Origin of the sequence: Streptomyces mobaraensis (assembly GCF_020099395.1) — a bacterium.
Lineage (GTDB): Bacteria > Actinomycetota > Actinomycetes > Streptomycetales > Streptomycetaceae > Streptomyces.
In genome coordinates this window covers 3,611,426-3,633,569 of the sequence record NZ_CP083590.1, presented here as the reverse complement: position 1 = coordinate 3,633,569, position 22,144 = coordinate 3,611,426, and the positions used below count along the sequence as shown (strand labels likewise).

19 protein-coding genes and 1 tRNA gene are annotated in these 22,144 nt (G+C 74.5%); 8 read left to right on the top strand and 12 right to left on the bottom strand.

From position 1 onward, the window contains the following. Window positions 1-11: 11 nt before the first annotated feature. The 5 genes from K7I03_RS15720 to K7I03_RS15700 form a co-directional block, all read right to left on the bottom strand. A complete protein-coding gene (locus K7I03_RS15720; protein WP_185940443.1) occupies window positions 12-2,021 on the bottom strand; it encodes a copper resistance CopC/CopD family protein in 2,010 nt (669 codons plus the stop codon). Between the two features lie 6 nt (window positions 2,022-2,027). Beyond that, window positions 2,028-2,492 carry a copper chaperone PCu(A)C gene (locus tag K7I03_RS15715; protein WP_185940444.1) on the bottom strand — a complete coding sequence of 155 codons (465 nt, stop codon included), beginning with the start codon at window positions 2,490-2,492 and terminating at the stop codon, window positions 2,028-2,030. Then, window positions 2,492-3,154, bottom strand: coding sequence for an SCO family protein (locus K7I03_RS15710; protein WP_185940445.1), 663 nt, complete (start codon window positions 3,152-3,154; stop codon window positions 2,492-2,494). Before K7I03_RS15710 ends, K7I03_RS15715 begins: the two co-directional genes overlap by 1 nt. Before the next feature lie 80 nt (window positions 3,155-3,234). Then, a complete protein-coding gene (locus K7I03_RS15705; protein ID WP_185940446.1) occupies window positions 3,235-3,993 on the bottom strand; it encodes a YcnI family copper-binding membrane protein in 759 nt (252 codons plus the stop codon). Window positions 3,994-4,091: 98 nt separating this feature from the next. Beyond that, complete coding sequence (locus tag K7I03_RS15700) at window positions 4,092-4,889, bottom strand: hypothetical protein (RefSeq protein WP_185940447.1); 798 nt, start codon at window positions 4,887-4,889, stop codon at window positions 4,092-4,094. Window positions 4,890-5,066: 177 nt separating this feature from the next. On the opposite strand from K7I03_RS15700, the gene K7I03_RS15695 reads away from it, so the two are divergent. Beyond that, complete coding sequence (locus tag K7I03_RS15695; RefSeq protein ID WP_185940448.1) at window positions 5,067-5,570, top strand: ATP-binding protein; 504 nt, start codon at window positions 5,067-5,069, stop codon at window positions 5,568-5,570. Between the two features lie 122 nt (window positions 5,571-5,692). Here the strand turns inward: K7I03_RS15695 and K7I03_RS15690 are convergent, their stop codons facing one another. Together K7I03_RS15690 and K7I03_RS15685 are read right to left on the bottom strand one after the other, a co-directional pair. Beyond that, window positions 5,693-6,841 (bottom strand): RNA polymerase sigma factor, encoded by a 1,149-nt coding sequence (locus K7I03_RS15690; protein ID WP_185940449.1) that lies wholly within the window; start codon window positions 6,839-6,841, stop codon window positions 5,693-5,695. Beyond that, a complete protein-coding gene (locus tag K7I03_RS15685; protein WP_185940450.1) occupies window positions 6,841-7,254 on the bottom strand; it encodes a YciI family protein in 414 nt (137 codons plus the stop codon). Before K7I03_RS15685 ends, K7I03_RS15690 begins: the two co-directional genes overlap by 1 nt. Before the next feature lie 425 nt (window positions 7,255-7,679). On the opposite strand from K7I03_RS15685, the gene K7I03_RS15680 reads away from it, so the two are divergent. Next, on the top strand, window positions 7,680-8,063 hold the full coding sequence (locus K7I03_RS15680) for an RNHCP domain-containing protein (RefSeq protein ID WP_185940451.1): 384 nt from the start codon (window positions 7,680-7,682) through the stop codon (window positions 8,061-8,063). Window positions 8,064-8,089: 26 nt separating this feature from the next. Then, window positions 8,090-8,518, top strand: coding sequence for an RNHCP domain-containing protein (locus K7I03_RS15675; RefSeq protein ID WP_185940452.1), 429 nt, complete (start codon window positions 8,090-8,092; stop codon window positions 8,516-8,518). 69 nt (window positions 8,519-8,587) lie between these two features. On the opposite strand, the gene K7I03_RS15670 is transcribed toward K7I03_RS15675, so the two are convergent. Together K7I03_RS15670 and K7I03_RS15665 are read right to left on the bottom strand one after the other, a co-directional pair. After that, the gene (locus K7I03_RS15670; RefSeq protein WP_185940453.1) at window positions 8,588-10,042 is read right to left on the bottom strand and encodes an aminopeptidase P family protein; all 1,455 of its coding nucleotides are present in this window, start codon (window positions 10,040-10,042) and stop codon (window positions 8,588-8,590) included. A 110-nt stretch (window positions 10,043-10,152) separates the two neighbouring features. Further along, complete coding sequence (locus tag K7I03_RS15665; RefSeq protein ID WP_185940454.1) at window positions 10,153-11,997, bottom strand: PP2C family protein-serine/threonine phosphatase; 1,845 nt, start codon at window positions 11,995-11,997, stop codon at window positions 10,153-10,155. A gap of 749 nt (window positions 11,998-12,746) precedes the next feature. Between K7I03_RS15665 and K7I03_RS15660 the strand changes: the two genes are divergently transcribed. The 3 genes from K7I03_RS15660 to K7I03_RS15650 all read left to right on the top strand — a co-directional run bounded on the left by K7I03_RS15660 (window position 12,747) and on the right by K7I03_RS15650 (window position 16,514). Further along, complete coding sequence (locus K7I03_RS15660; RefSeq protein WP_185940455.1) at window positions 12,747-13,502, top strand: bifunctional DNA primase/polymerase; 756 nt, start codon at window positions 12,747-12,749, stop codon at window positions 13,500-13,502. Window positions 13,503-13,922: 420 nt separating this feature from the next. Next, the gene (locus K7I03_RS15655; protein ID WP_224347068.1) at window positions 13,923-14,627 is read left to right on the top strand and encodes a hypothetical protein; all 705 of its coding nucleotides are present in this window, start codon (window positions 13,923-13,925) and stop codon (window positions 14,625-14,627) included. Window positions 14,628-15,545: 918 nt separating this feature from the next. Continuing rightward, on the top strand, window positions 15,546-16,514 hold the full coding sequence (locus K7I03_RS15650; RefSeq protein ID WP_185942461.1) for a DUF5926 family protein: 969 nt from the start codon (window positions 15,546-15,548) through the stop codon (window positions 16,512-16,514). 223 nt (window positions 16,515-16,737) lie between these two features. On the opposite strand, the gene K7I03_RS15645 is transcribed toward K7I03_RS15650, so the two are convergent. Further along, window positions 16,738-17,163 (bottom strand): ATP-binding protein, encoded by a 426-nt coding sequence (locus tag K7I03_RS15645; protein WP_238513498.1) that lies wholly within the window; start codon window positions 17,161-17,163, stop codon window positions 16,738-16,740. Between the two features lie 283 nt (window positions 17,164-17,446). After that, complete coding sequence (locus K7I03_RS15640) at window positions 17,447-18,295, bottom strand: glycerophosphodiester phosphodiesterase (RefSeq protein WP_185942460.1); 849 nt, start codon at window positions 18,293-18,295, stop codon at window positions 17,447-17,449. Window positions 18,296-18,617: 322 nt separating this feature from the next. Between K7I03_RS15640 and K7I03_RS15635 the strand changes: the two genes are divergently transcribed. Together K7I03_RS15635 and K7I03_RS15630 are read left to right on the top strand one after the other, a co-directional pair. Next, the gene (locus K7I03_RS15635; protein WP_185942459.1) at window positions 18,618-20,138 is read left to right on the top strand and encodes a S1C family serine protease; all 1,521 of its coding nucleotides are present in this window, start codon (window positions 18,618-18,620) and stop codon (window positions 20,136-20,138) included. 106 nt (window positions 20,139-20,244) lie between these two features. Further along, a tRNA-Ser gene (locus K7I03_RS15630) sits at window positions 20,245-20,331 on the top strand. 67 nt (window positions 20,332-20,398) lie between these two features. On the opposite strand, the gene K7I03_RS15625 is transcribed toward K7I03_RS15630, so the two are convergent. After that, window positions 20,399-22,105, bottom strand: a complete 1,707-nt coding sequence (locus tag K7I03_RS15625; protein ID WP_185942458.1) for a fibronectin type III domain-containing protein — start codon at window positions 22,103-22,105, stop codon at window positions 20,399-20,401. Window positions 22,106-22,144 lie beyond the last annotated feature (39 nt).

The window sequence follows — 22,144 nt, the reverse complement described above, 5'->3', positions numbered from 1 at the left end:
AGTCTCAGCCATCAGTCGATCTTCACGTCGTGGATCTCGGTGACCTGGTCGATCTCGGAGGTCCGTACGGTCAGGGTGAGCTGCCACCGACCCGCCATGGGCAGCTGGAATCCGGAGGCACGCGACCGGCCGGCCGACAGGCGCTTCAGCGGCGCCCGCAGCGGGCCGATGCCCTTCTCCTTCTCGGTGAACGAAACCGCCACCTCGGGGACGTCCACCGGCCGCCCGGCGGGGTCCGTGAGCGTGACGTCGACGGTGTTGGCGCCGGAGCGCCCCGGGGCGACGGTGATCCGGGCCGTGCCGCGCCCGCCCTTCCCCCCGGTGTCGTACGCGATCTCCGCCTCGACCGGCCCGGCGGCGGACGCCGACGAGCCGCCGGCCGCGCGGCCGGCCCTCTCCTGCTCGGTCTCGGCCCGGCCGGGCTGGGTGGTGGTGAGGACGGTGGTGACGGCGAGCACCACGACGGCGACCGCCGCCTCGGCGAGCACGGTACGGCGCAGGCCGGACCGGCCCTCGTCCGCGGCGCGCTCCCGCCGCCCGGCGGCCTTGGCCATCGCGGCCCGCTGCCGGGCGAGTTGGGCCGCCCGCTCGGGCGACGCGCCGGCGGCCCCCTTCTCGGCGGCCCCCTTCTCGGCGGCCCCCTTCTCGGCGGGCTTCCCTCCGGCCTTCTCCGGTACGGCCTTGGGGCGCGGCCCGCGGCCTGGCGCCCGGTCGGTGAGCCGCGCCGTCCAGCGCCGCGAGAACGCCGCCAGGACGACCAGCACCCCCACCAGCCCCACCTTGACCAGCAGCCACCGCCCGTACTCCGTACCGGTCACCGCGGCCCAACCACCGACCTGCCGCCACGCCTGGTAGACCCCGGTGGCGACCAGGACGCAGACGGCGGTGAAGGCCAGCCGGGAGAACCGGCGGGCCGCGCCGCCGGGCAGCGGCTCCTCCGCCCCCAGCGCGGCGAGCAGGGCGGCGAGTCCGCCGAGCCATACGCCGACGCCGAGCAGGTGGAGGACGTCGACGGGCATGGCCACCCAGGGCTGGAGGCCGGCCGAGGCGTGCTCGGCCGCCGCCCAGGTCGCCGCGAGCCCCGCGGCCACCAGCCCGCCGCCGGCGCCCAGCCCCCAGGCGTACGCCCGCCGCCCGCCGCCGGGCCGGGCGCGCTCACCGGAATCCCCCGGCCGGGCGCGCTCGCAGGAAGTCCCCGTCCGCGCACGCTCACCGGAAGTCCCCGTCCGCGCACGCTCACCGGAAGTCCCCGTCCGGACGTGCTCGCCGAACACCACGGCCAGCACCACCGCCGCCGCGCTGAGCAGCAGCAGCCGGGTCAGCAGGGCCGCGCCCGGCCGGCTCGACAGCGCGTCCCCGAGCAGCGACAGGTCGAGGACGGCACCGAGGCCCCGGCCGCTCGTGTACGCGCCGCGCAGCACCAGCAGCGCCGCCGTCGCCAGGAACAGCGCCACCCAGCCGCCGACCGCGACCCGCCGCACCCCGCGCCCGGTGTGGCACACGGCGGCGAACACACAGCCGCCGACGAGCAGCGCGAAGCCCGCGTACGCGGCGTACCGGGCGGTGTCGTAGAGCGTCCCGACCACCGGGTCCGTCCCCTTGACCACCGCCTTCACCGTGGTCGCCGAGGGCGCGCCGACAGAGAAGGTGAAGGCCCCGGCCACCGGGTGGCTGTCGGCGGAGACCGCCTGCCAGGCCACGGTGTACGTCCCGTTCGCGATCCCGGCCCGCAGGGTGACGGCCGCCGTCTCCGACCGGCCGTCGACGTGCGCGGGCCGCCCGTCGTCGACGCGTGCGCCCTTGGGGTCGAGGACCCGCACCGAGTCGGCGCCGAGCAGCACGCCCTCGGAGAAGGTCAGCCGGACCTGGCGCGGCGCCTCCGGCACCACCGAGCCCTGGCGGGGGTCGGTGGCGGTGAGCGCGGCGTGCGCCGACGCGGTGCCGGCGGCGGTCAGCACGCAGAGCAGGGCGGCGGCCAGCGCGCCCAGCAGGCCGCCGAGCCGGCGAACGGTGGTGCTCATGCCGCGTCAGTCCTTGGGCCGGTACGACGCGTCCTCGACCGGCACCTGGATCTTCACCGGCGCGGACGTGGCGAAGTGCAGCGTGAACTCGATCTTCTCGCCCACCTTGGGCAGGTGGTCGAGCTTGCCCAGCATCAGGTGGCTGCCGCCGTGCGCGAGGGACAGGCTGCCCTTCGCCGGGACGTCCAGCTTCTCGGCGTGCTTCATCCGCGAGCCGTCGGTGGTGTGCAGGGTGACGTCGCGGGAGAGCGGGGTGGTGACCTTGGTGAGCTGGTCGGTCGAGTCGCCGTCGTTCTTGACGGTGAAGTACGCCGCGGCCATGTCGTCCATGGCCGGCCGGGGCATGTAGGCGCCGCTGACGGACAGTTCGGGCTTGTCCGAGGAGCCGGTCCCGTACCCGGCGATGGCCACCAGCGCGCCGGCCAGCAGCAGCGGGACGGCCGCCACCGCGGCGAGGGCGGACTTGCGCATCAGGGGTTCTCTCCCTTGACGATCTTCGGGAGGCCCTTGGCGTACTGGTCCGCGGTGGTCTCGGCCGTGTAGAGCCAGTGGCCCTTGTCGTCCTTGGGCGAGAAGCCGACGACCTGGGCGCCATGGCTGACGGTGACCGAGCCGTCCTTCTCCTTCTTCGGCTTGTCGACCAGGATGCCCAGCGGCTTGGCCGCCGCCTGGATGGTGTCGAACGAGCCGGTCAGGCCGACGATGTCCTGCCCGCCCTGGGCGTCCAGCCACTTCCGCATCCGGGCCGGGGTGTCCCGCTCGGGGTCGGTGGTGACGAAGACGATCCGCAGCTTCTCGCGGTCGGCCTGCGGCAGCTTCTTCGCGGCGGCGGCCATGTCGGAGACCACCGTCGAGCAGACGTCGGGGCAGTAGGTGTAGCCGAAGTAGAGCAGCACGGGCCGGCCCGCGGTCTCCTTGACGAGCTGGTACTGCTTGTCGGAGGTGTCCTTCAGGACCAGGTCCGGCTTGGCCTTGGCGTCGTCCAGCGTGATCGGGGACTTCTTCGCCTCGACGCCGGACACGTCGGCGATCGGCTTGTCCTCCGCCTTGTCGTCGGAACCGCCGCAGGCCGACAGGGTGAGCGCGGCGGCGAGGGCCAGCACCGTGCTCGCGGTCTTGGTACGCATGCGCATGGAGTGCTTCTCCAGGTGTGGGTTCGGGGATGGGGGCCGGCGGCCGCCCGGTGCGGCGCCGGCCCTGGCCGTTCCGTGCGTCAGGCCGCCGGGCGGCGGCGTCCGGCGAGCACGCCGAAGGCGGCGCCCGCCACACCGACGACGATGCCGACGACGCCGAGGACGCGCGCGGTGGTGTCGGTGGAGTCACCGTCGCCGCCCGAGGTGACGGCCGCGGTCGCGGTGCCCTGGTTGTTCTTGCCGTCGTCCGCGGGCTTCCCGGCGGCCGGCTTGTCGACGAGCTTCAGGACGGGGGCGGGGTGCTCGGGCTCCTCGCCGCCCGGCTTCGACGGGTCGATCCAGCGCACCACGTCGTCGTCGGAGTACGTCTGGAGCGCCTTGAAGACCAGCTGGTCGGCGTCGGTGGGCAGCTGCCCGACCGACAGCGGGAACTGCTGGAAGTTCCCGGGCTCGATCTTGCCGCCGGTCCACACGACCTTGCTGACGGCCTCGTCGATGGACTTGCCGTGCATCCGCACCGGCTTGTCCAGCTTGGTCTTCTCGACCTTCACGTCCCAGCCCGGCACCGCCTGTGGCATCACGGAGACGAGTGGGTGCTGAGGATCGAGGGCCAGCTCGACCTTGACCGTCGAGGCGTTGTCCTTCTCGTTCGGCACCTTGATCGAGATCGTGCTGTAGCCGCCCTTCTCGGCGGTCCCGGGCTGGACGCTGACGTGCGCCGAGGCGGGCCCGGCGAGGAACAGCACCCCGGCCGCGGCGGCGGTGCCGACGGCGGCGAGACGGCCGGCACGGACGGCGAGACGGGTGCGGGCAGCGGTCATCGTGGTCTTGGTGTGCATGCGGAAACACTCCCTGTGCAGGAGGGGGCGGATGAGGTGGCACGCGTGCGGCCACCACGCGTCCGCCCTCCCGCCGTACGGCGGAGTGCGACGCGTGCTCAGGCCGCGAGGGCGTACCGCGGCGGGCCCCGCCTGACCACGACGTGCTGGAGCTCCGGCTCGCGCGCCGGACGCTCGTCGTCCCCGCCCGTCCGCCGCGCGCGGACCACCGGCTGCCGCGGGACACCGGCCAGGAAGGCGCGGACGAGCCCCGCCGCCGCGCGCAGCGCGCGGACCAGCGCGGCCTCCACGACGCCGCGCGCGGGCCGCTCCGACAGCCGCACCAGGCGCCACAGCGCCGCCTCGCCACGCCACAGCAGCCAGCCGACGGCCAGGGCCGCGAGCAGATGGCCGAGCAGCATCGTCGGCGAGGGCATCAGGACGTGCGCGACGGCGTCCCACGGGCCGTCGCCGCCGTGGACGTTTCCAGTGACCGGTGCCGGGGCCGGTGCCGGGGCGCCGACCCCGGCGTCGGTGAGGATCCGGCGCGCCTCGGCCGCGGAGGCCGGGGGCCGCTGGTTGCACAGCAGCCGGCCGGCGAAGGAGACCAGCGGACCGTCGTGACCGGTGCGCGAGGACGCCTCCGGGCCGCGCTGGCCCACGGCGAACAGCGCGTGCAGCGCCACCTGGCCCACCGCCAGGCAGGCCGCGATCCCCGGCAGCGAGCGCTCCCGCCCGGCCAGCGGCGCGACGAGCCCGAACACCACCGCGAAGCCCGCCGCCAGCGTCCATACCGGAACGGGTGCGCAGGACGCCAGCGCGTGCCCGGCCGCGGACAGCAGAACGCAGACCGCGGTGAACACCGCGGCCCGGAGCAGTCGCAGATCGGCGCCGGCGCGCGCGACGGGGTGAGGCATGGCCGCGCCATCATCCCACCGGACGCACGCCCTCCCCACGGCAGGGTCCACCGCATACCCCAATGCGCCGTCCCGTCGCATCCGCCGAATGAGCGGACTCACACGCCCGGCAGGCTTACCACGTGTCGCGCACGGCTATAGGTATCGGTATGTCGAGCCGCGGCCAGGAGGCTGAGCATGAGCATCTGGTGGTCACTCCATTTGCGGCGCGAGGCTGCGAGCGTTCCGCTCGCCCGGCGGCTGCTGGTCGGTGCGATGGAGACGGCCGGGGTCGACCCCGAGACGGCCTACGACCTGGCGGTGGCCCTCAGCGAGGCATGTGCCAACGCCGTCGAGCACGGCGGTGACGCGTCCACCGGCTACCGGGTGACGGCCCGCATCGACGGGGACACCTGCCGCATCGAGGTCACCGACTCGGGCCCGGGCTTCGCCTCCTCCGAGGGCTCCGCGAGTCCTCCGAGCCCCACGGGCCTCAGGGCGCCCCGCCACCTCCCGCACCGCGCCGAAGCGCGAACCCCCGCTCCCGCCCCCGCTCACGATGAGCACGGCCGGGGCCTGTTCCTCATCGAGTCCCTCACCGACCACGTCCACGTCCGCAACCGCCCGGGGCGGCAGGGGGCGGTCGTCACCTTCGACAAGATCCTCAAATGGCGCGAGGACGCGCTGCTGAAGGCGTCCTGACCGCTGCCCTGGCCGCTGGGAGCCGTACGGGCGGGGGCCCGACCCCACCCCACCGAACTGGTGGGCGCACGCCGGATGCGGGCGGCGCCGCGCCGGGTGCCCGGGGGAGAGGGACCCGGGCGTCAGCGACCCCGGCGACGGGCGTTGAGCCGCGCGGCCCGGCGCGTCAGGTGGTCGCGCTCGGCGAGGGTGGGTGCCTTGAGGGCCGCCTCGGCGTACAGCCGGGCCGCCGTCGTCAGGTCGCCGTCGCGCTCGTGGAGGTACGCCGCCACCGCGGTGTGCCGGGGCAGGGAGGCGTCCAGCGCCGCGAGCGCCGCCAGGCCGGCGCGCGGTCCGTCGGCCTCCCCGACGGCCACCGCGCGGTTGAGCCGGACGACCGGGCTGTCGGTCAGACGCACGAGCTCGTCGTACCACTCCACGATCTGCGGCCAGTCGGTCTCCCCGGCGGTCGGCGCGTCCGCGTGCAGCGCGGCGACGGCGGCCTGGGCCTGGAACTCGCCCAGCCGGTCGCGGGCCAGCGCCGCCTGCAGGATCCCGACGCCCTCGGCGATCAGCGCGGTGTCCCAGCGGCCGCGGTCCTGCTCGGCGAGCGGCACCAGGCTCCCGTCGGGCGCGGTCCGGGCGGCGCGCCGGGCGTGGTGGAGCAGCATGAGGGCCAGCAGCCCGGCCACTTCGGGATGGTCGACGACGGCCGCGAGCTGCCGGGTGAGCCGGATCGCCTCGGCGGCGAGGTCGACGTCGCCGGAGTAGCCCTCGTTGAAGACCAGGTAGAGGACGCGCAGCACGGTCGCGACGTCACCGGGCCGGTCGAAGCGCACGCCGGAGACCGTGCGCTTGGCCCGGCTGATGCGCTGCGCCATCGTCGCCTCGGGAACCAGATAAGCGCGGGCGATCTGCCGCGTGGTCAGCCCGCCGACGGCGCGCAGCGTGAGCGCGACCGCGGACGACGGCGTCAGCGACGGGTGCGCGCACAGGAAGTAGAGCCGGAGCGTGTCGTCCACCGCGGGCGCGGGCCCGGGCGGCGGCTCCTCCTCGACGCGGTCCTCGCGCCGGCGGCGGGCGGCGTCCGCCCGCGTCGCGTCGAGGAACTTCCGCCACGCGACGGTGATCAGCCAGCCCTTCGGATCCCGCGGAGGATCGTCCGGCCAGACCCGGAGCGCCTCGACCAGCGCGTCCTGCACGGCGTCCTCGGCCGCCGCGAAGTCGGCTCCGCGGCGGACGAGAACGGCGAGGACGCGTGGCGTGAGGCTCCTGAGCAGGAGCTCGTCCATCAATGGCACTCGGTGACGCCGGGCTCCGCCGTCATCACCGGCCGCACCTCCAGCCACTCGTGAATCGGCTTCCCCCCGGCCCCCGGCGCGGCCGACAGCTCCCCGGCCAGCTCGACGGCCCGCTCGTGGCTGTCGACGTCGATGAGCATCCAGCCGGCGATCAGATCCTTGGTCTCGGCGAACGGCCCGTCGGTCACCGGCGGCCGCCCCTCCCCGTCGTAACGGACCCACTCCCCCTCGGGAGCGAGCGCGTTCCCGTCGACGAACTCCCCGGTCTCCTCCAGCCGGGCCGCGAAGTCGTGCATGAACCGCACATGCGCCGAGATCTCCTCCGGCGTCCACTGATCCATGGGCACGTTGTTCACCGGAGCCGGGGCGCCGCGGTAGTGCTTCAGCAGCAGGTACTTGGCCATCGTGGGGTCTCCCTAGGTGCTGGTGCGGCCCATTCTGGCCGCGTTCGCACCGGGGACGGAGCGGGACGCGGGATTTCGACACCCCGGCGAAACTTCAGCCCGTCCGACGTTTGAGGACGAGCGGCGAAGCCGCGACAAGCGGGGGTCTGGGGGCGCAGCCCCAGGAATCGGCGAAGGGGCGGGACCGGGGCACCCCCACCGCGCGCGAAGCCCGCGAAAAACCGCTGGCGACGCCGGAACGCCCGCTGCTACGTTCCGCCCGTCCCCACCGGGACCCGACCCCGAACCCCGAAAGAAGAGGTGTGCATGAAGACGACCCGGACCGCGCCGAGCGCCCCTCGACGCACCGCGTAACCCGCGGAACCCCCGAGGACCGCTCGGCCCCTCCTGCTGACAGCGAGAACTTCCCAGCGAGGAGACCCCGGGTGTCCACCCACCACCACGACCACGCCCCCACCATCGGCGGCTTCGGCAAGACCGACACCTTCCCCTGCGTCCACTGCGGCCTGACCGTCTCCGCTCTCGCGGCCGACGGCCGCCGACGCGACCACTGCCCGTCCTGTCTGCACTCCCGGCACGTCGTCGACCATGCCGGGGGCGGCCCCTCGCAGTGCCTCGGCCGGATGACGCCCATCTCCATCGCCGTGCTGCGCACCGGCGACTGGATGGTCGTCCACCGCTGCGTACGCTGCGACGAGCTCACCTCCACCCCCGTCCGCGCGGACGACAACCGGCTGATCCTGATGCGGATGGCCGTCCGCCCGCTCGCCCAACCCCCGTTCCCGCTGGAAGCGTTCGGGGACATCTGAGCGGCGCGAGGGAGAGGAGACGCAATATGCCGCGACGCAAGTACCCTCGTGACGACGGGCGTTCACGCCGCCCGCAGCGCCGCAAGGACGTCCTGCACGGGCAGGGCGGCCACCGGACGGCCGACTTCCGGTGTGTGGGCTGCCGGCTCGGCGTGCCCCTGGCCGCACCCGGTACGGCGCACCGCAACCACTGCCCGCACTGCCTGGTCAGCCTGCATGTCGACGGGCGCGTTCCGGGTGACCGGGCCGCGGCCTGCCGGGGCCGGATGGAGGCGCTGAGCCTGTCCGTCCGCCCGGACGGCGAGTGGCTGATCATCCACGAGTGCCGCTCCTGCGGCGAACTGAGCGCCAACCGCATCGCCGGGGACGACAACGCCCTCGTCCTGATGCGCCTCGCGCTCCGCCCGCTCCGGGACGTCCGGGCCGAGGCGCACGGCGCGCTCCTGGCGCTGTGAGAAACGGCGGCGGCGCGGCCGGTCGGGGAAAACCCCGCCGGGCCGCGCCGCCGCCGATGGATCCGGGCCTCAGCCCTTCAGCCGCGCCATCCACGCCTCGACGTCGGAGGACGTCCGGGGCAGGCCGTCGGAGAGGTTCCGGTTGCCGTCCTCGGTGACGAGGATGTCGTCCTCGATGCGGACGCCGATGCCGCGGTACTCCTCGGGCACGGTCAGGTCGTCGGCCTGGAAGTAGAGGCCGGGCTCGACCGTCAGGACCATGCCGGGCTCCAGGACGCCGTCCACGTACGTCTCGGTGCGGGCGACCGCGCAGTCGTGGACGTCCAGGCCGAGCATGTGGCCGGTGCCGTGGAGCGTCCAGCGGCGCTGGAGGCCGAGCTCCAGGACGCGCTCGACCGGGCCCTCGACCAGGCCCCACGCGACGAGCTTCTCGGCGAGGACGCGCTGGGCGGCGTCGTGGAAGTCGCGGAACTTCGCGCCCGGCTTCACCGCGGCGATGCCGGCCTCCTGCGCCTCGTACACGGCGTCGTAGATCTTGCGCTGGAGCTCGGTGTACGTGCCGTTGACGGGCAGCGTCCGGGTGACGTCGGCGGTGTAGAGGGTGTGGGTCTCCACGCCCGCGTCCAGGAGCAGCAGCTCACCGGCGCGGACCGGGCCGTCGTTGCGCACCCAGTGCAGGGTGGTGGCGTGCGGGCCGGCGGCGCAGATGGAGCCGTAGCCGATGTCGTTGCCCTCGACCCGGGCGCGGAGGAAGAACGTGCCCTCGATGTAGCGCTCGGAGGTGGCCTCCGCCTTGTCGAGGACCTTCACGACGTCCTCGAAGCCCCGGACGGTGGAGTCCACGGCCTTCTGCAGCTCGGCGACCTCGAAGGCGTCCTTCACGAGCCGCTGCTCGCTGATGAAGATCCGCAGTTCCTCGTCGCGCTCGGCGGTGACCTTGTCGGTGAGCGCGGTCTCGATGCCGGCGTCGTGGCCGCGGACGGCGCGGACCGGGCCGGTGGCCTGGGCGAGGGCGGCGGTCAGCTCGCGCACGTCGGCGCAGGGCAGGCCGTAGAGCCGCTCGCCCTCGGCGAGGCTGTACCGGCGGCCGACCCAGAGCTCGCCCATGCCGTCGAGCCAGAACTCGCCGTTCTCGCGGTTCGAGCGGGGCAGCAGGTAGAGCGTGGCGTCGTGGCCGTCCGCCGTCGGCTCCAGGACCAGGACGCCGTCCTGCGTCTGGTCGCCGGTGAGGTAGACGTACTCGGTCGAGGCGCGGAAGGCGTACTCGGTGTCGTTCGAGCGGGTCTTGAGGTTGCCCGCGGGGATCACCAGGCGCTCGCCCGGGAAGCGCGCGGAGAGCTCGGCGCGGCGCCGCGCCGTCTCCTCGGCCTGGGGTATCGGCCGCAGGTCGTGCAGCTCGGTGTCGGCCCAGCCGCTCTTCATGTTCTCGGCGAGCTCGTCGGAGACGGCCGGGTAGAGGCCGTTCTTCCGCTGCTTGATCGGCTCGTCGCCTTCGGGGTTCTCGGGCGCGGGCTGCTCGGTCATGCTTTCCTCCTCGAACGGGGCCGCTCCCATCGTAGGTGGGCGGGGGAGCGCCGGGGGCGGCTGGAGGAGGGGCATACGTCCGGATTCACATGCGGACGAACCTGGATGTGTCAGTCGAAATGTGCCACCAGGAGGACGACGTCCTCGCCGGAGCGGAGTTCGTCATATCCGCCGGAGACGTCGGATCCGCCGGATGCGGCCGTTCCGCCGCCTGGCCCCCGGCCGCGGGCGGCCGTGGCGTCGGTGGCGTCGGTGTCGTCCGGCAGGACCGTGCGGAGGACGTGGTCGGCCACCGCCTCCGGATCCCGCCGCGCCTCGCGGGGGACGCTCGCCGCCGCCGCGTGCAGCCGGGCGAAGGCCCGGTCCATCGCGTCGCCGGTGCGGTGCAGCAGCCCGTCGCTGTAGAGCAGGAGCGTTTCCCCCGGCGCCGGTTCGATCTCGACGCTGGGCGCCTCCCAGCAGGCCAGCATGCCCAGCGGCGCGGAGAGCGAGGTCTCCACGTACTCGGTGCGGTGGTCGCCGATGATCAGCGGCGAGCAGTGGCCCGCCGCGGCGACGACGACCTTGCGGCTGGCCGGGTCGCAGTAGGCGAAGAGAGCGGTGGCGGAGCGGGCGGGCTCGGTCAGCCGCAGCAGGAGTTCCAGGTCGGAGAGGACGGCGACCGGATCCTCGCCCTCCATCACCGCGTACGCCCGCAGGGACGCCCGCAGCCGGCCGGTCGCCGCGACGGCGGACGGACCCGATCCGGTGATCCCGCCGACGGCGAGGCCGAGCGCGCCCTCGGGGAGGGGGAGCGCGTCGTACCAGTCACCGCCGCCGCGCGGCCCGGTGCGGTGCCGCACCGCGAGCCGGATCCCGGCGACGCGCGGCAGCCGGCCGGGAAGCAGCTCGCCGTGGAGCGCGGCCAGGGCGGCGCGGGCGCGGCCGAGCTCCAGCAGCCGGGCCAGGTGCCCGGCCGCGTGGGCGCAGTAGCGGGCGGCGAGCCGGCGCTGGCGCTCGGTGGGTTCGGCCGGTTCGTCGTAGAGCCAGACGGCGGCGCCGATCCGGCGGTCCGGCGGGGGCTCGGCGGGGGCGTCCTGCGCGGGACCGGGTTGGGCGGGACTGTCGTGCGCGGAGGCGTTCTGTACGGGGGTGTCCTGTGCCGGGCCGGACGAGGGGGTGTCCGGCGGGGCGGCGGCGTCCAGGGGCATCGCGTAGCTCGCGGCGTACCCGAGCCGGGCCGCGACCTCGCGGTGCCGGGGGTCCAGGCCCTCCTCGCCGGGGATGTCGGGGCGGGCGGTGCCGGAGCGGGCGCCGACGGGCGGCAGTCCCTCCAGGAGGTGAACGTACGGATGGGACGTGGCGGAGGGGGCAGGCGCGGGGGGCGACGGGCGCGAGGAGGGTGCGGGAGGAGAGGAGGGGGGCGGGGATGCGTGCGAGGTGTGCGGGGCTTGCAAGGTGTCTGCGGTCCGCGAGCTGTCCGAGGCCTGCGGGGCCTGCTGGACGTGCGGAATGGTCTCCAAGTGGCCGAGGTCCGCGCGGCCGAGCCCGAGCGTGGCGGTCGCCGTACGGCCGGAGTCGTCGACCGGGTGGAGGGTGACCAGGCCGCGGCCGGCGCCCAGGAGGGACGCGCCGGCGCGCAGGAGTTCACGCAGCGCGTCGTCCAGATCCGTGGTGCGGGTGAGGCGCTCGGTGAGTTCCTGGAGTGTGGTGAGGTCCGAGACCCAGCCGGCGAGCCGGTCCTGGACGAGGCCGTCGGGGCGCTGGGGGCCGCGGGGAGGGCCGGTGTTCGGGGGAGTCATGGTGCCGGACGGGTCCGTGGTGCCGGACGGGTCCGTGGCGCCGGACGGGTCCGTGGCGCCGGCGAGGGGGGAGGCGGCGGCGTTCGCGGGGCACGCGGCGGAAGCAGAAGCCACGGCCGGGGCGGGGAGGGACGGATCGATTCCGGCCACTTTCGGGAGGTGGGGGGCGCTCATGGCCGTCTGCTCCGCCGGACCCGTGCGGAGACGGCCCCGGGGTCCGCCCCGGAGGGCGTCCGCAGAGCTCCGGCGTCCGGTTTCGACCAGCCCGTCGGCCTGCTTGTTCCATGGAATAGCACCGCAAACCCCCTGTCGTGGTGCGCGCTATCGGTGACTCCACATGTACACGCCCCGGTGAGGCGATGTCCAGCATTGGACCAGTGGGAATGATGGTGTCTGAGGGGTTTTGAAGTTGGCCGGAAAATAGTGCTGTGCTCGCCGAATTGCGGTCGACTGGCCGTGCTCGACAGCGCGTCACCGCCACCGCGGTGGGTACGTACTTGAGGAAGGGCAGGGGGAGTTGGGGGCGCCCCGGAACCCGGCGGAAGGCCCGGGCGTCTTACCCGGCAACGGCCGTGCCCGTCCCCGAGTGGCGTGGGGGAACCCATGCCGTGGGCGAGGGGCGTACCGGCCCCAGCACCAAGCGCCATGCGTGCGCCACCCTCCGCCATGTTTCACGCTCGGCCCCAGGCGTGATGCGCTGCGTTGTACGCGCAGTGACCTGTGATCCATGTGGTGCGCCGACCATGAAGCGCGGCGGCGCGTCGAGTGCCGCGCGAAGCGGCGCCCGTAGTGCCATGTAATGCGACACGCAGTGCTGCACCTGCAACGAATGCAGTGCCCGGAAGCAACGAATGCAGTGCCCTGACGGCCCTGGTCTCCGACCGGGGCCCACCTTCGGCGTTCACGGAAAGGAACGAGCGCTCATGCGCGAGATCCTCGGAAGGCGACGCAAGCTCTCGCTCCGGCGGCCCGGCCGGTCCGCGGTGGTCACCGCGGCCCTGACCTACGCCACGGAGTGGCAGTGGCCCGTACTCCCCGGTGTGGGCCTCCGGCCCGGCATCGGCCGCGTGCGCGAATGCGGCTGCGCCCACCCGGACTGCGCGGTCCCGGGCGCCCACCCGTTCGACCCCGGGCTGCTGGCGGCCACCACGGACGCGCGGATGGTCCGCTGGTGGTGGACCAACCGCCCGGAGGCGCCGGTCGTCCTCGCCACCGGGGGGCGCGCGGCGAGTGCCGTGAGCCTTCCCGCGATCGCCGGGGCGCGCGCGCTGGCGGCCTTCGACCGCGCGGGCGTGCGCCTCGGCCCGGTGGTGGCCACGCCGACGCGCTGGACGCTCCTGGTGGCGCCCTATTCGCTGGAGGTGCTCGGCGAGCTGCTGCACAACCAGGAGTGGGTGCCCGGTTCGCTCCGCTTCCACGGCGACGGCGGTTACGTCGTCCTCCCCCCGTCCACCACGGGCCCCGGCCGGGCCCGCTGGGAGCGGGCGCCGCAGCCCGTCGGCGCGCCGTCCTCCGGATCCGGGCGGAACCGCGCCGGCCGGGCGTCCGGGCGGACGGCCGGCGGAGCGGCCGCGGGGGCGCGGCCCTGGCTGCCGGACGTGGCCTCGGTGGTCGACGTCCTGGTCGAGCAGAGCGCGGCCACCGGCTCGACCGGCGGCGGCAGCCGGCTGGCGTACTGACCGGCCGCACGAACGGCCGCACGGACCGGCCGCGCGGACCGGCCGTAATGAACGGCCTTACTCGACGGCCGCATTGGACGGCCGCCGCCGGAAGACCGGGTGCCACGGCCCCGGAACCCCGGAACGCATCGCTCGGGCGCGGCTCGCCCGTGGAGCGCGTACGGACGGGAGACGCACGCGCTCTCACTCGTACGGGTGCAAGCCGCGCCGAGAACTGCGGGATTCGGGTGGTGAACGGCGGGGTGCCGGGGGTGGGGGCCGCTATGTTCGGGGACCGGGCCTGCGTCGGAAGCGGTGCCGGTCGAACGCCGGTCGTCGCCGGCGGGTTCCGACCGGACGCCCCAATCGGCCGCGCCGGTCCGGCGGGGCGCGTTCCGACCGCCCCGCGTCCAGTGTCCGCGGCGAGTCGCAGGTGGTCCCATGGAGCGTGCGTCCGGTGTGCCCGGCGTGTCCCAGCAACGTGCAGCGAATCTCCGGATGGTCGCGCTCGCGGCCGCGGTGGCGCTCGCCGTCGTCCTGCCGCTCGCGGCGGCGACGGCGGGCCCCGCGGCCCCGGCCGGCCGGTCGAAGGCCGGACCGGACCGGAAACCGGTGGGTGTCCGTCCGGCCGGTGCGAAGGGAGCCGGGGCCCTGGGGGACCTCGGGGACACGGCCGGTGACGCGGTCGCGGCGGCCGGTGCCCTGACGGACGGCGCGCGCAAGGGGACGGGCGCCGGTGGCGGCCCCGGCGCGGAACGGGGCGCGTGGCCCGCCGCCGCGCCGCCCGCGGGCCCGGCCGAGCCGCCCGCCGTGACCCGCTGCGGCCCCGAACTCGACTCGCCCGAGGGCCTGGAGGCCCAGACCTGTGTGCTGACCGAGGGCGCGGAGACCTGGGCGCGGACGTACTACCGGAACGGCACCGACGCTCCGGTCACCGGCGTGTTGACCTTGATGGCGCCGGACGGCGGCTCGCTCCAGGTGCGCTGCCCGATGCCCGCGACGGACGCCCCGGACACCTGTGAGACCCCCCGGCGGCGGACCGTGCCCGGACATGGCGCGTATGCGGCGGTCGCGGAGATCGCCTCGGCCGAAGGGAAGCTGCTCCTCCGCTCCGGCAGCAACTCGCCGGAGAGCGCGGAGGATTAGCGCGGCCCGCGCGGAACGCCCAGCTCCGGCGAGGGGCCGGCGTTCCGCGCCGCCGCCGGGCCGCCTCGTGGCGGCCGTCGCCGCCGGACAGGAGAAACGTCGTGGCCTCGGCCTGCGGGCTTCGAAGAGGGGCGGCGGGGCGGCCCGGGGGATTCCCGCAGGGCCCGCTCCCGGAGACGCCCGGTGATCCGCGGCGGGTTCCGCCGGCATCCGGGCATGGAAGCGCCCGATCGCTGGCGACGGGGGATGCACCAGCGACCGGGCTCCTAGAACGGTAACAAGAGATCGGCGGTTCGCAAATTCGATCGTGGATTTCCGGACGCCGATTTCCGGGCTGACAGCGGGAGTTGTGACAGGAGTCACGCGAGTGACGCCCTCCGCGCCCCGGAACCGATGCCTCCGCCGAGCCGCGAAGCAAGGGTCCAGGGGCCCCGGCCCCCGACTGGACCACGGGCCTCCGCGACGGCCGCCCCCTCGGGGCGCCGGCCCCCGCCCCGGATGCGGACGGCGAGCCGGAAGGGGGCCCCGGACCCCCGGCATCGCGGCTTCGCCGCGAGGTCCTCAAACGCCGGACGGGCTGGAAAACCAGCCCGTCCGGCGTTTGAGGACAACCGCGCGGAGCGCGGTTTCGGGGGTGCGGGGGCTCGCCCCCGCAAGAAACGGTGAAAGGGCGGGGCCGGGGCCTCCCACCCCGCGTGCGAGCGGGCGCTAGGCTCGCGCCCGTACGGGCCGGAGCATCCGGCCGGCAGCCGGCGGGCCGGCGGGCGGACGTCCGGAGCGGACGGCCGGACGCCGGGAGTCCGGCGACAGGAGATCCGGTACCGGAGATCCGGACGTCGGGCATCCGGAGACGGAGCGCCGCGGCGCCGGAACCCCGAGGCCCGGAGTCGGAAGCATCGATCGGGAGACACGCACGCCATGGCCAAGAAGCGCCGCCCCCAGACCAAGGCCGCCGCACCGCGGGCCGTCGACGGGCCGATCCCCGTCGTCGGTGCCCGCGAGCCCTGCCCCTGCGGCTCGGGCCGCCGCTACAAGGCGTGCCACGGCCAGCAGGCCGCCCACGCCTCGGCCGAGCTGGTCCAGCGGCCCTTCGAGGGCCTGCCGGGCGAGGCCGACTGGGTCGCCCTGCGCGAGCTGGTGCCCGCCGCCACCGTGCGGCTCACCCTCAAGGACGGGCTGCCGGAGGGCGTGCCCTCGGTGACCCTGGCGACCGTGCTGCCCATGGCCTGGCCGGCCCTGCGCCGTGACAACGGCGCCGTCCTGCTCGGCCTGCAGAACGACACCGCGACCGGCGACCTCAGCCGCGACCTCGCGGACACCCTCCAGCGCGCCCTCGCCGCCGAGCCGGGCACCCCCGTCGGCGGTTCCCGCACCGGCGGCGACGGGCCGCGGCTCCAGGACCTGCTGGACCTCTCGGCTCCCTTCGAGCCCGAGGTGCACACCGGTTTCGAGTTCTGGGTCGAGAACGCCGAGAACGCCACCGGCGAGGTGGCCGCCTCGCTGGAGCGGGCCAACGCCGCCGCGATCCCGACCGTCCGGCTCACCGGGGCCGAGGGCGCGTACTGGTGCGAGACCCCCGAGAAGAACCACCTGCGCTGGGTGATGACCCACCCGGAGGAGAAGCTGCTGGACGCGCTCGCGCGGCTGCACGCGGCCGGTGAGTCGTCGCTCGGCGAGGGCACCCGCCTCGTCGGCTCGTTCCGCGCGCACGGACTGACCGTGCCCGTCTGGGACCTGCCGACCGGTGTGGGCGCGGCGGACGTCGAGAAGCCGGCCGCCGCGTTCGCGGAGCGGCTGAACAAGGCGCTGGCCGACGAGTCGCCGCTGTCCGGCGAGGAGCGCCGGGCACGCAGCGGCCTGACGAGCCGTCAGGTCACGCTGAACTGACCGTCCTCGGGCCGCCCTTCCGCCGTTCGCGGTCGGTCGTCCGCCGTCCGTGGCCGGTCGTCTGTCGTCGGCCGGTTCCGCTCGCCTGCCGTCCGGAGCCGGGCGGACGGCGGCAGGGCCCGGGCGGTGCCGGGCGCCCCCGCCTCCACGAGGCGTCCCGCGTCCGCGAAGCAGTCGGCGCACCCCCAACCCCCGGAAGGATCGCGTCCGATCGCGCGGCGGCCTACACCAGCCCGTCCAGATCCGAGAAGTCCAGCTCCGGCGCGAGGTCGACGCGCGTAGCGAAACCGGCGCGGGCGGAGAGCGCGGCCCATACCGTCACCTCGCCCGAGGTGTCGCGGACGCCCCACTCCTGGGACAGCGCGCTGATGATGTTGAGCCCGCGGCCGCCGCGGGCCGTGACCGAGGGAGTGGCCGGAAATGGCCGGGTCGGGCCGCCACCGTCGGTGACCTCGACGGTGAGCCGTCCGCGCTCGTCCACCCGCCAGGCGGCGAGGACGCCGCCGTTGCCGTCGGCCCGTGCCGGGCCGCGCTCCCGGCTCAGCGGGCGCCCGTGCCGGTACGCGTTGCTGAGCAACTCCGAAAGGATCAGTACGGCGTCGTCGATGACCGGATCCGGTACCCCGCTCGTTCGCAGGTCCTCACGCATGCGGTGTCTCGCTTCGCCCACACCGGCGGGACCATGGGGTACGGCCATGATCGACGACGTGGGCACCTCCTGTGCCACCACCAACGCCACCCCCGAGACCTCCTTTGCCCCACGTCAGGGGATGAATGCCCCAATGGCCTGGACCGGAAACCGGCCACTCCGGGTCCGATGGGGGCACTCGGGCCGGCCGAACACGGACCGAACGCGCCGGGGCACACCCTGTCATGAGCGCGGGGGCGTGCGAACGCGCCCGACGGCGTGCGGCGTTCGGGAAGCGCGCGTTTCAGCGCCGTCCCACCTGGGTGAGCACCGCCTTCGGCCGGTTGGTGATCACCGCGTCGACGCCCAGCCGCAGGCACAGTTCGACGTCCTCGGGCTCGTTGACCGTCCACACGTGCACCTGGTGCCCCGCGCGATGCAGCCGTGCCACGTAGCCGGGGTGGGAGCGCACGATCCGGATGCTGGGTCCGGCGATGCCCACGCCGGGCGGCAGCCGGCCGTCGCGCAGCCGCGGCGAGAGGAACTGCATCAGGTAGACGGCGGGGAGCGTGGGCGCCGCGGCCCGGATCCGGTGCAGGGAGCGGGCGGAAAAGCTCATCACGCGGACGGCCGGGGGCTCGTCGGGCGACGGCCGGTCGAGGCCGAAGCGGCCGAGCAGCGCGAGCAGCCGGGCCTCGACCAGGCCGGCCCAGCGCGTCGGGTGCTTGGTCTCGATGGCGAGCTCGACGCGGCGGTCGGCGTCGACGACGAGTTCGAGGAGCCGCTCCAGGGTGAGGACGGCGGTGTCGGCCGGGTCGCCGGGGCCCGTCGTCTCGGTGTCGGGGGCCTCCGCGTCCGTCGCGCGCCCCTTCCACGACCCGAAGTCGAGCGCCGCCAGATCGGCCAGCTCCAGGGACGAGACGGCGCCGCGCCCGTTGGACGTGCGGTTGACCCGCCGGTCGTGGACGCAGACGAGGTGCCCGTCCGCCGTCAGCCGCACATCGCACTCCAGCGCGTCCGCGCCGTCCTCGATCGCCTTCCGGTACGCGGCGAGGGTGTGCTCCGGCGCGTCCTCGGACGCGCCGCGGTGGGCGATGACGGCCGGCGGGCGGCTCCCGGGGCGGGACGCGGGGGCCGGGTGCGCAGTGGTCACCGCGTTATGGTGCCACTGCCTGGCACAATCGCGCATGGGCGCTCGTGCCCGGTCGGCCCGCTCGCCGTGCCGTCCGGTCCGCAGCCAGGCCACCCGGCCACCCGATCACCCGGCCGCTCCGGCGGACCGTCACCGCCGTCCCGTACGCCACCGGTGCCACCCGGCCCCCGGTCCGCGCGGCGCGGAGGCGCACAGGGTCCGCTTACGGCGGCCTGACGGGCGATGGGAAAGGCTGGCGGGGGTAGGTGTTCCGGCGTGGCCCCGCCCGTCCCGCAGCGGCTCCGGCCGTGAACGAACCGACGTACGTGATGAGGAGACCACCGTGAGCACCGAGAACGAGGGCGCCGCCGTTCCTTCCGCGGGTGGTTCGCAGTCGGGATCTCCGGCTCCGGAGGAGGCGAACGCTCCGGAGGCGGCGAGGGCCCCGGAACCGGCGAAGGCTCCGGAGGCGGCGAAGGGGGCGACACCGCCTGCGGCACCGGCGGCCGGCCCCGCCGCGACGGAGGGCGGGGACGGACGCACCGAGCGGTTCCCGGCCGTCCCGCCGCACGCTCCCCCCGCCCCCGGAACGCCTCCGCCGCCCGCGGACCAGGGCGCCTGGTTCAACGCGGCGGGCGCCCCGGCCGCGTACGGCGCGACGCCGCAGGACGGCACCGGGCACGGCGGCCCGCTCGTCCCGCCGGCCGCCCCCTGGGGCGCGCCCGAACCGCCGCGGCGCCGGCGCGGGGGCGGTCTCGCGGCGGCGGTCCTGGTGGCGGCCCTGGTCGCCGGCGCGGCCGGCGGCGGCATCGGCTACTGGGCGGCGAACCGGAGCGACACCTCGTCCACGACCGTCTCGGCCCCCGGCGACCCGAAGACCGCCAGCCGGACGCCCGGTTCCGTCGCGGACATCGCCGCAAAGGCGTTGCCGAACGTCGTGACGATCGAGGCGCAGAGCAGCGGCGGCGAGGGCGGCACCGGCACCGGCTTCGTCTACGACACCGAGGGCCACATCCTCACCAACAACCACGTCGTGGCCTCGGCGGCCGACGGCGGCCGGCTCTCCGTGACGTTCTCCAACGGCAAGCAGTACGACGCGGAGGTCATCGGCCGCGCCCAGGGCTACGACGTCGCGGTCATCAAGCTGAAGAACCCCTCCGGGGCGAAGCTCAGCCCGTTGCCGCTGGGCGACTCGGACAAGACGGCCGTGGGCGACGCGACGGTCGCGATCGGCGCGCCGTTCGGCCTCTCCGGCACCGTCACCACGGGCATCGTCAGCGCCAAGAACCGTCCCGTGGCGTCCAGCGACGGCGGCGGCAGCGGCAACGCCTCCTACATGAGCGCCCTGCAGACCGACGCCTCGATCAACCCGGGCAACTCGGGCGGCCCGCTGCTCAACGCGCAGGGCGCGGTCATCGGCATCAACTCGGCCATCCAGTCCGCGAACAACGGCGGCGGCTTCCCCGGCGCCCAGGGCCAGTCCGGCAGCATCGGGCTGGGCTTCGCCATCCCCATCAACCAGGCCAAGAACGTCGCCGAGCAGCTGATCAAGACCGGTAAGCCGGTCTACCCCGTCATCGGGGCCACGGTGAACATGAAGGACGGCGGCACCGGCGCCCGCGTCGCCGACAACGGCACCGACGGGTCCGCGGCGGTGACCCCCGGCGGCCCGGCGGACAAGGCCGGCCTCAAGCCGGGCGACGTGATCGTCAAGCTCGGCGACACCAAGATCGACAGCGGCCCCACCCTGATCAGTGAGATCTGGACCCACAAGCCCGGCACCAAGGTCCCGATCACCTACGTGCGCAACGGCAAGCAGACGACGACGGACATCGTCCTGGGCGAACGCACCGGCGACAAGTAGCCCCGCTCCACCGCTCCCCTCGTCCTCACCGCCCCCGGCAGGTCTCCCCGCCCCAACCCGCACCCGGTAGGCTGTCCCCCGCGCCGCGGCGGACAGCCCGGCGCGGGGAGGCTTGCCCGAGCGGCCTAAGGGAACGGTCTTGAAAACCGTCGTGGCAGCGATGTCACCGAGGGTTCAAATCCCTCAGCCTCCGCCGAGGCCGGCCATCATGCGCTGGCGGGAAGGGGTGCCGACCTCAGGGCGGCACCCCTCGTGCGTTCCTAGCGCTTCTCCACGCGTGCCAGGTTGCTGCGGCCGGATTCCACGCCGTCCTTGGACACGGCGACCACGTAGTAGGTCAGGCGGTCGCGGCGGGCGTTCGTGTCCAGGAATTCCAGGCGGCCGTCGCCGGGGTTCCGGAAGGCGCCGACGAAGGTGAAGGCGGGGCCTTCGTGCTCCTTCTGGACGTAGATGTGGAAGGACGGGGCGTTGTCGAGGGAGCGCCAGTACAGCTTCACGCCCTGCGGGGTGTCCTGGGCTTCCAGACCGAACGGGGGCTGGGGTGCGCCGCGGAATTCGGGGGTGAAGCGGACGGTCTGCGCGGAGCGCTTTCCTTCGCGTTCGTTGACGGCCACCGCGCTGAGGGCGTACTCGTACGTGGTGCCGTCGACCGCGGGGTCGTCGGTGTACGAGAGCACGCTGCTGCCGCTCTTTCCGATGGCCTTCCAGTCGTGCTGGGAGTCACGGCGCCAAATGCGGTAGGCGATCACGTGGTCCTCGTAGGGGCTCTTGTCCCAGGACAGTTTGGCGCGCCGGCCGTCGATGCCCGTCACCTTGAGACCGGTCGGGATTCCGGGCTCGCCGGGACGGCGGATCTCAGGGGTGAAGGAGACGGGTGCGGAGCGCTCCGATGCCGTCTTCTCCGCGACTGCCACGACGGCGTATTCGTACGCGGTGCCGTCGTCCTTGGGGGTGTCGATGGCCGAGGTCTCGGCGGTGGTGGCGGTGAGCTCCCAGTCGTGGCCGGCGGCGCGGCGCCAGACCTGGTACCCGCGGACCTCCGGCTCGGTGTTCTTCGTCCAGGAGAGTTCGGCCTGCCGGCCGTTGGACGAGGTCACCTTGAGCCCGCGCGGGGCGGCCGGTGCGACGGGGGCGGGCGGGACGGGCTTGGGCGTGCTGACGCGTGCCTCGGCGGACCGGGCGGACGCGTTGCCGGCCTTGTCGACGGCGGTGACGGCGTAGGCGTAGGCGCTGCCGTCCTTCGCCGGTCGGTCGGTGAAGGACGTGCCGGTCACCGGCTTGCCGCCGCTGACGGCCTGCCACGGCCCGGGCTTGCCGGCGGCCGGGAGGGTGCGGCGGTGGACCTGGTAACCGGCCAGGTCGAGTTCGCTGTTCCTGGTCCAGGTCACGGTCGCCTTGCTGGACGCGGCGTCGTAGGCGGCCCGCGCCCCGGCCGGGGCCAGGGGCTTGACCTTGTCGTCGGCCTTGCCGGTGACCGGCGTATAGGCGAATTTCACGGCGGCCGGGCCCGTGACATTCGCGTACTCGACGCGGAGGGTGTGCTTCCCCTGGGGGACCGTGACCCGGACGGATTTCTTCCGGGTGCCCTTCGCGCTCTTCCAGAGATCGATCGCGCGGTTTTTGTCCACGAAGACGCGGACACCGCCCTGAACTTCGGTGGCGAGGGTGAAAGGGCCCCCGGAGCCGAAGTCACGGGTGGTCGTCCAGCGCATACCGAAGTTGTCGCGCGGCAGGCCCGCCGGGGCGCCGTTGCCGTAATTCTCGGCTATCGCGTCGTCGCAGGCGGTCTTCTTGGGCTTGCCCGAGAACGTGGTGCCGGCGAAGAATTCGGCCTTCCAGACGCCGGACGCGCAGCCGGAAACGGGTGCCCCGAGGGCGGAACCGGCCGGCACCGTCAGTCCCAGCGCCGCGGAGGCGATGACGAGCGTGGTCGCCGATGCGCGACGTACGGCGTTTCTTCCGTGCATGCTCAATGGGTCCTTGCTGTGAAACGGATGGCGCAAGGA

Excerpts from the sequence above, each read along its gene's own strand:
- K7I03_RS15720 (WP_185940443.1), bottom strand. The coding sequence starts at position 2,021 with ATGAGCACCACCGTTCGCCGGCTCGGCGGCCTGCTGGGCGCGCTGGCC.
- K7I03_RS15660 (WP_185940455.1), top strand. The coding sequence starts at position 12,747 with ATGCGCGAGATCCTCGGAAGGCGACGCAAGCTCTCGCTCCGGCGGCCC.
- K7I03_RS15715 (WP_185940444.1), bottom strand. The coding sequence starts at position 2,492 with ATGCGCAAGTCCGCCCTCGCCGCGGTGGCGGCCGTCCCGCTGCTGCTG.
- K7I03_RS15685 (WP_185940450.1), bottom strand. The coding sequence starts at position 7,254 with ATGGCCAAGTACCTGCTGCTGAAGCACTACCGCGGCGCCCCGGCTCCG.
- K7I03_RS15700 (WP_185940447.1), bottom strand. The coding sequence starts at position 4,889 with ATGCCTCACCCCGTCGCGCGCGCCGGCGCCGATCTGCGACTGCTCCGG.
- K7I03_RS15690 (WP_185940449.1), bottom strand. The coding sequence starts at position 6,841 with ATGGACGAGCTCCTGCTCAGGAGCCTCACGCCACGCGTCCTCGCCGTT.
- K7I03_RS15675 (WP_185940452.1), top strand. The coding sequence starts at position 8,090 with ATGCCGCGACGCAAGTACCCTCGTGACGACGGGCGTTCACGCCGCCCG.
- K7I03_RS15665 (WP_185940454.1), bottom strand. The coding sequence starts at position 11,997 with ATGAGCGCCCCCCACCTCCCGAAAGTGGCCGGAATCGATCCGTCCCTC.
- K7I03_RS15705 (WP_185940446.1), bottom strand. The coding sequence starts at position 3,993 with ATGCACACCAAGACCACGATGACCGCTGCCCGCACCCGTCTCGCCGTC.
- K7I03_RS15670 (WP_185940453.1), bottom strand. The coding sequence starts at position 10,042 with ATGACCGAGCAGCCCGCGCCCGAGAACCCCGAAGGCGACGAGCCGATC.
- K7I03_RS15695 (WP_185940448.1), top strand. The coding sequence starts at position 5,067 with ATGAGCATCTGGTGGTCACTCCATTTGCGGCGCGAGGCTGCGAGCGTT.
- K7I03_RS15645 (WP_238513498.1), bottom strand. The coding sequence starts at position 17,163 with ATGCGTGAGGACCTGCGAACGAGCGGGGTACCGGATCCGGTCATCGAC.
- K7I03_RS15650 (WP_185942461.1), top strand. The coding sequence starts at position 15,546 with ATGGCCAAGAAGCGCCGCCCCCAGACCAAGGCCGCCGCACCGCGGGCC.
- K7I03_RS15655 (WP_224347068.1), top strand. The coding sequence starts at position 13,923 with ATGGAGCGTGCGTCCGGTGTGCCCGGCGTGTCCCAGCAACGTGCAGCG.
- K7I03_RS15710 (WP_185940445.1), bottom strand. The coding sequence starts at position 3,154 with ATGCGCATGCGTACCAAGACCGCGAGCACGGTGCTGGCCCTCGCCGCC.
- K7I03_RS15625 (WP_185942458.1), bottom strand. The coding sequence starts at position 22,105 with ATGCACGGAAGAAACGCCGTACGTCGCGCATCGGCGACCACGCTCGTC.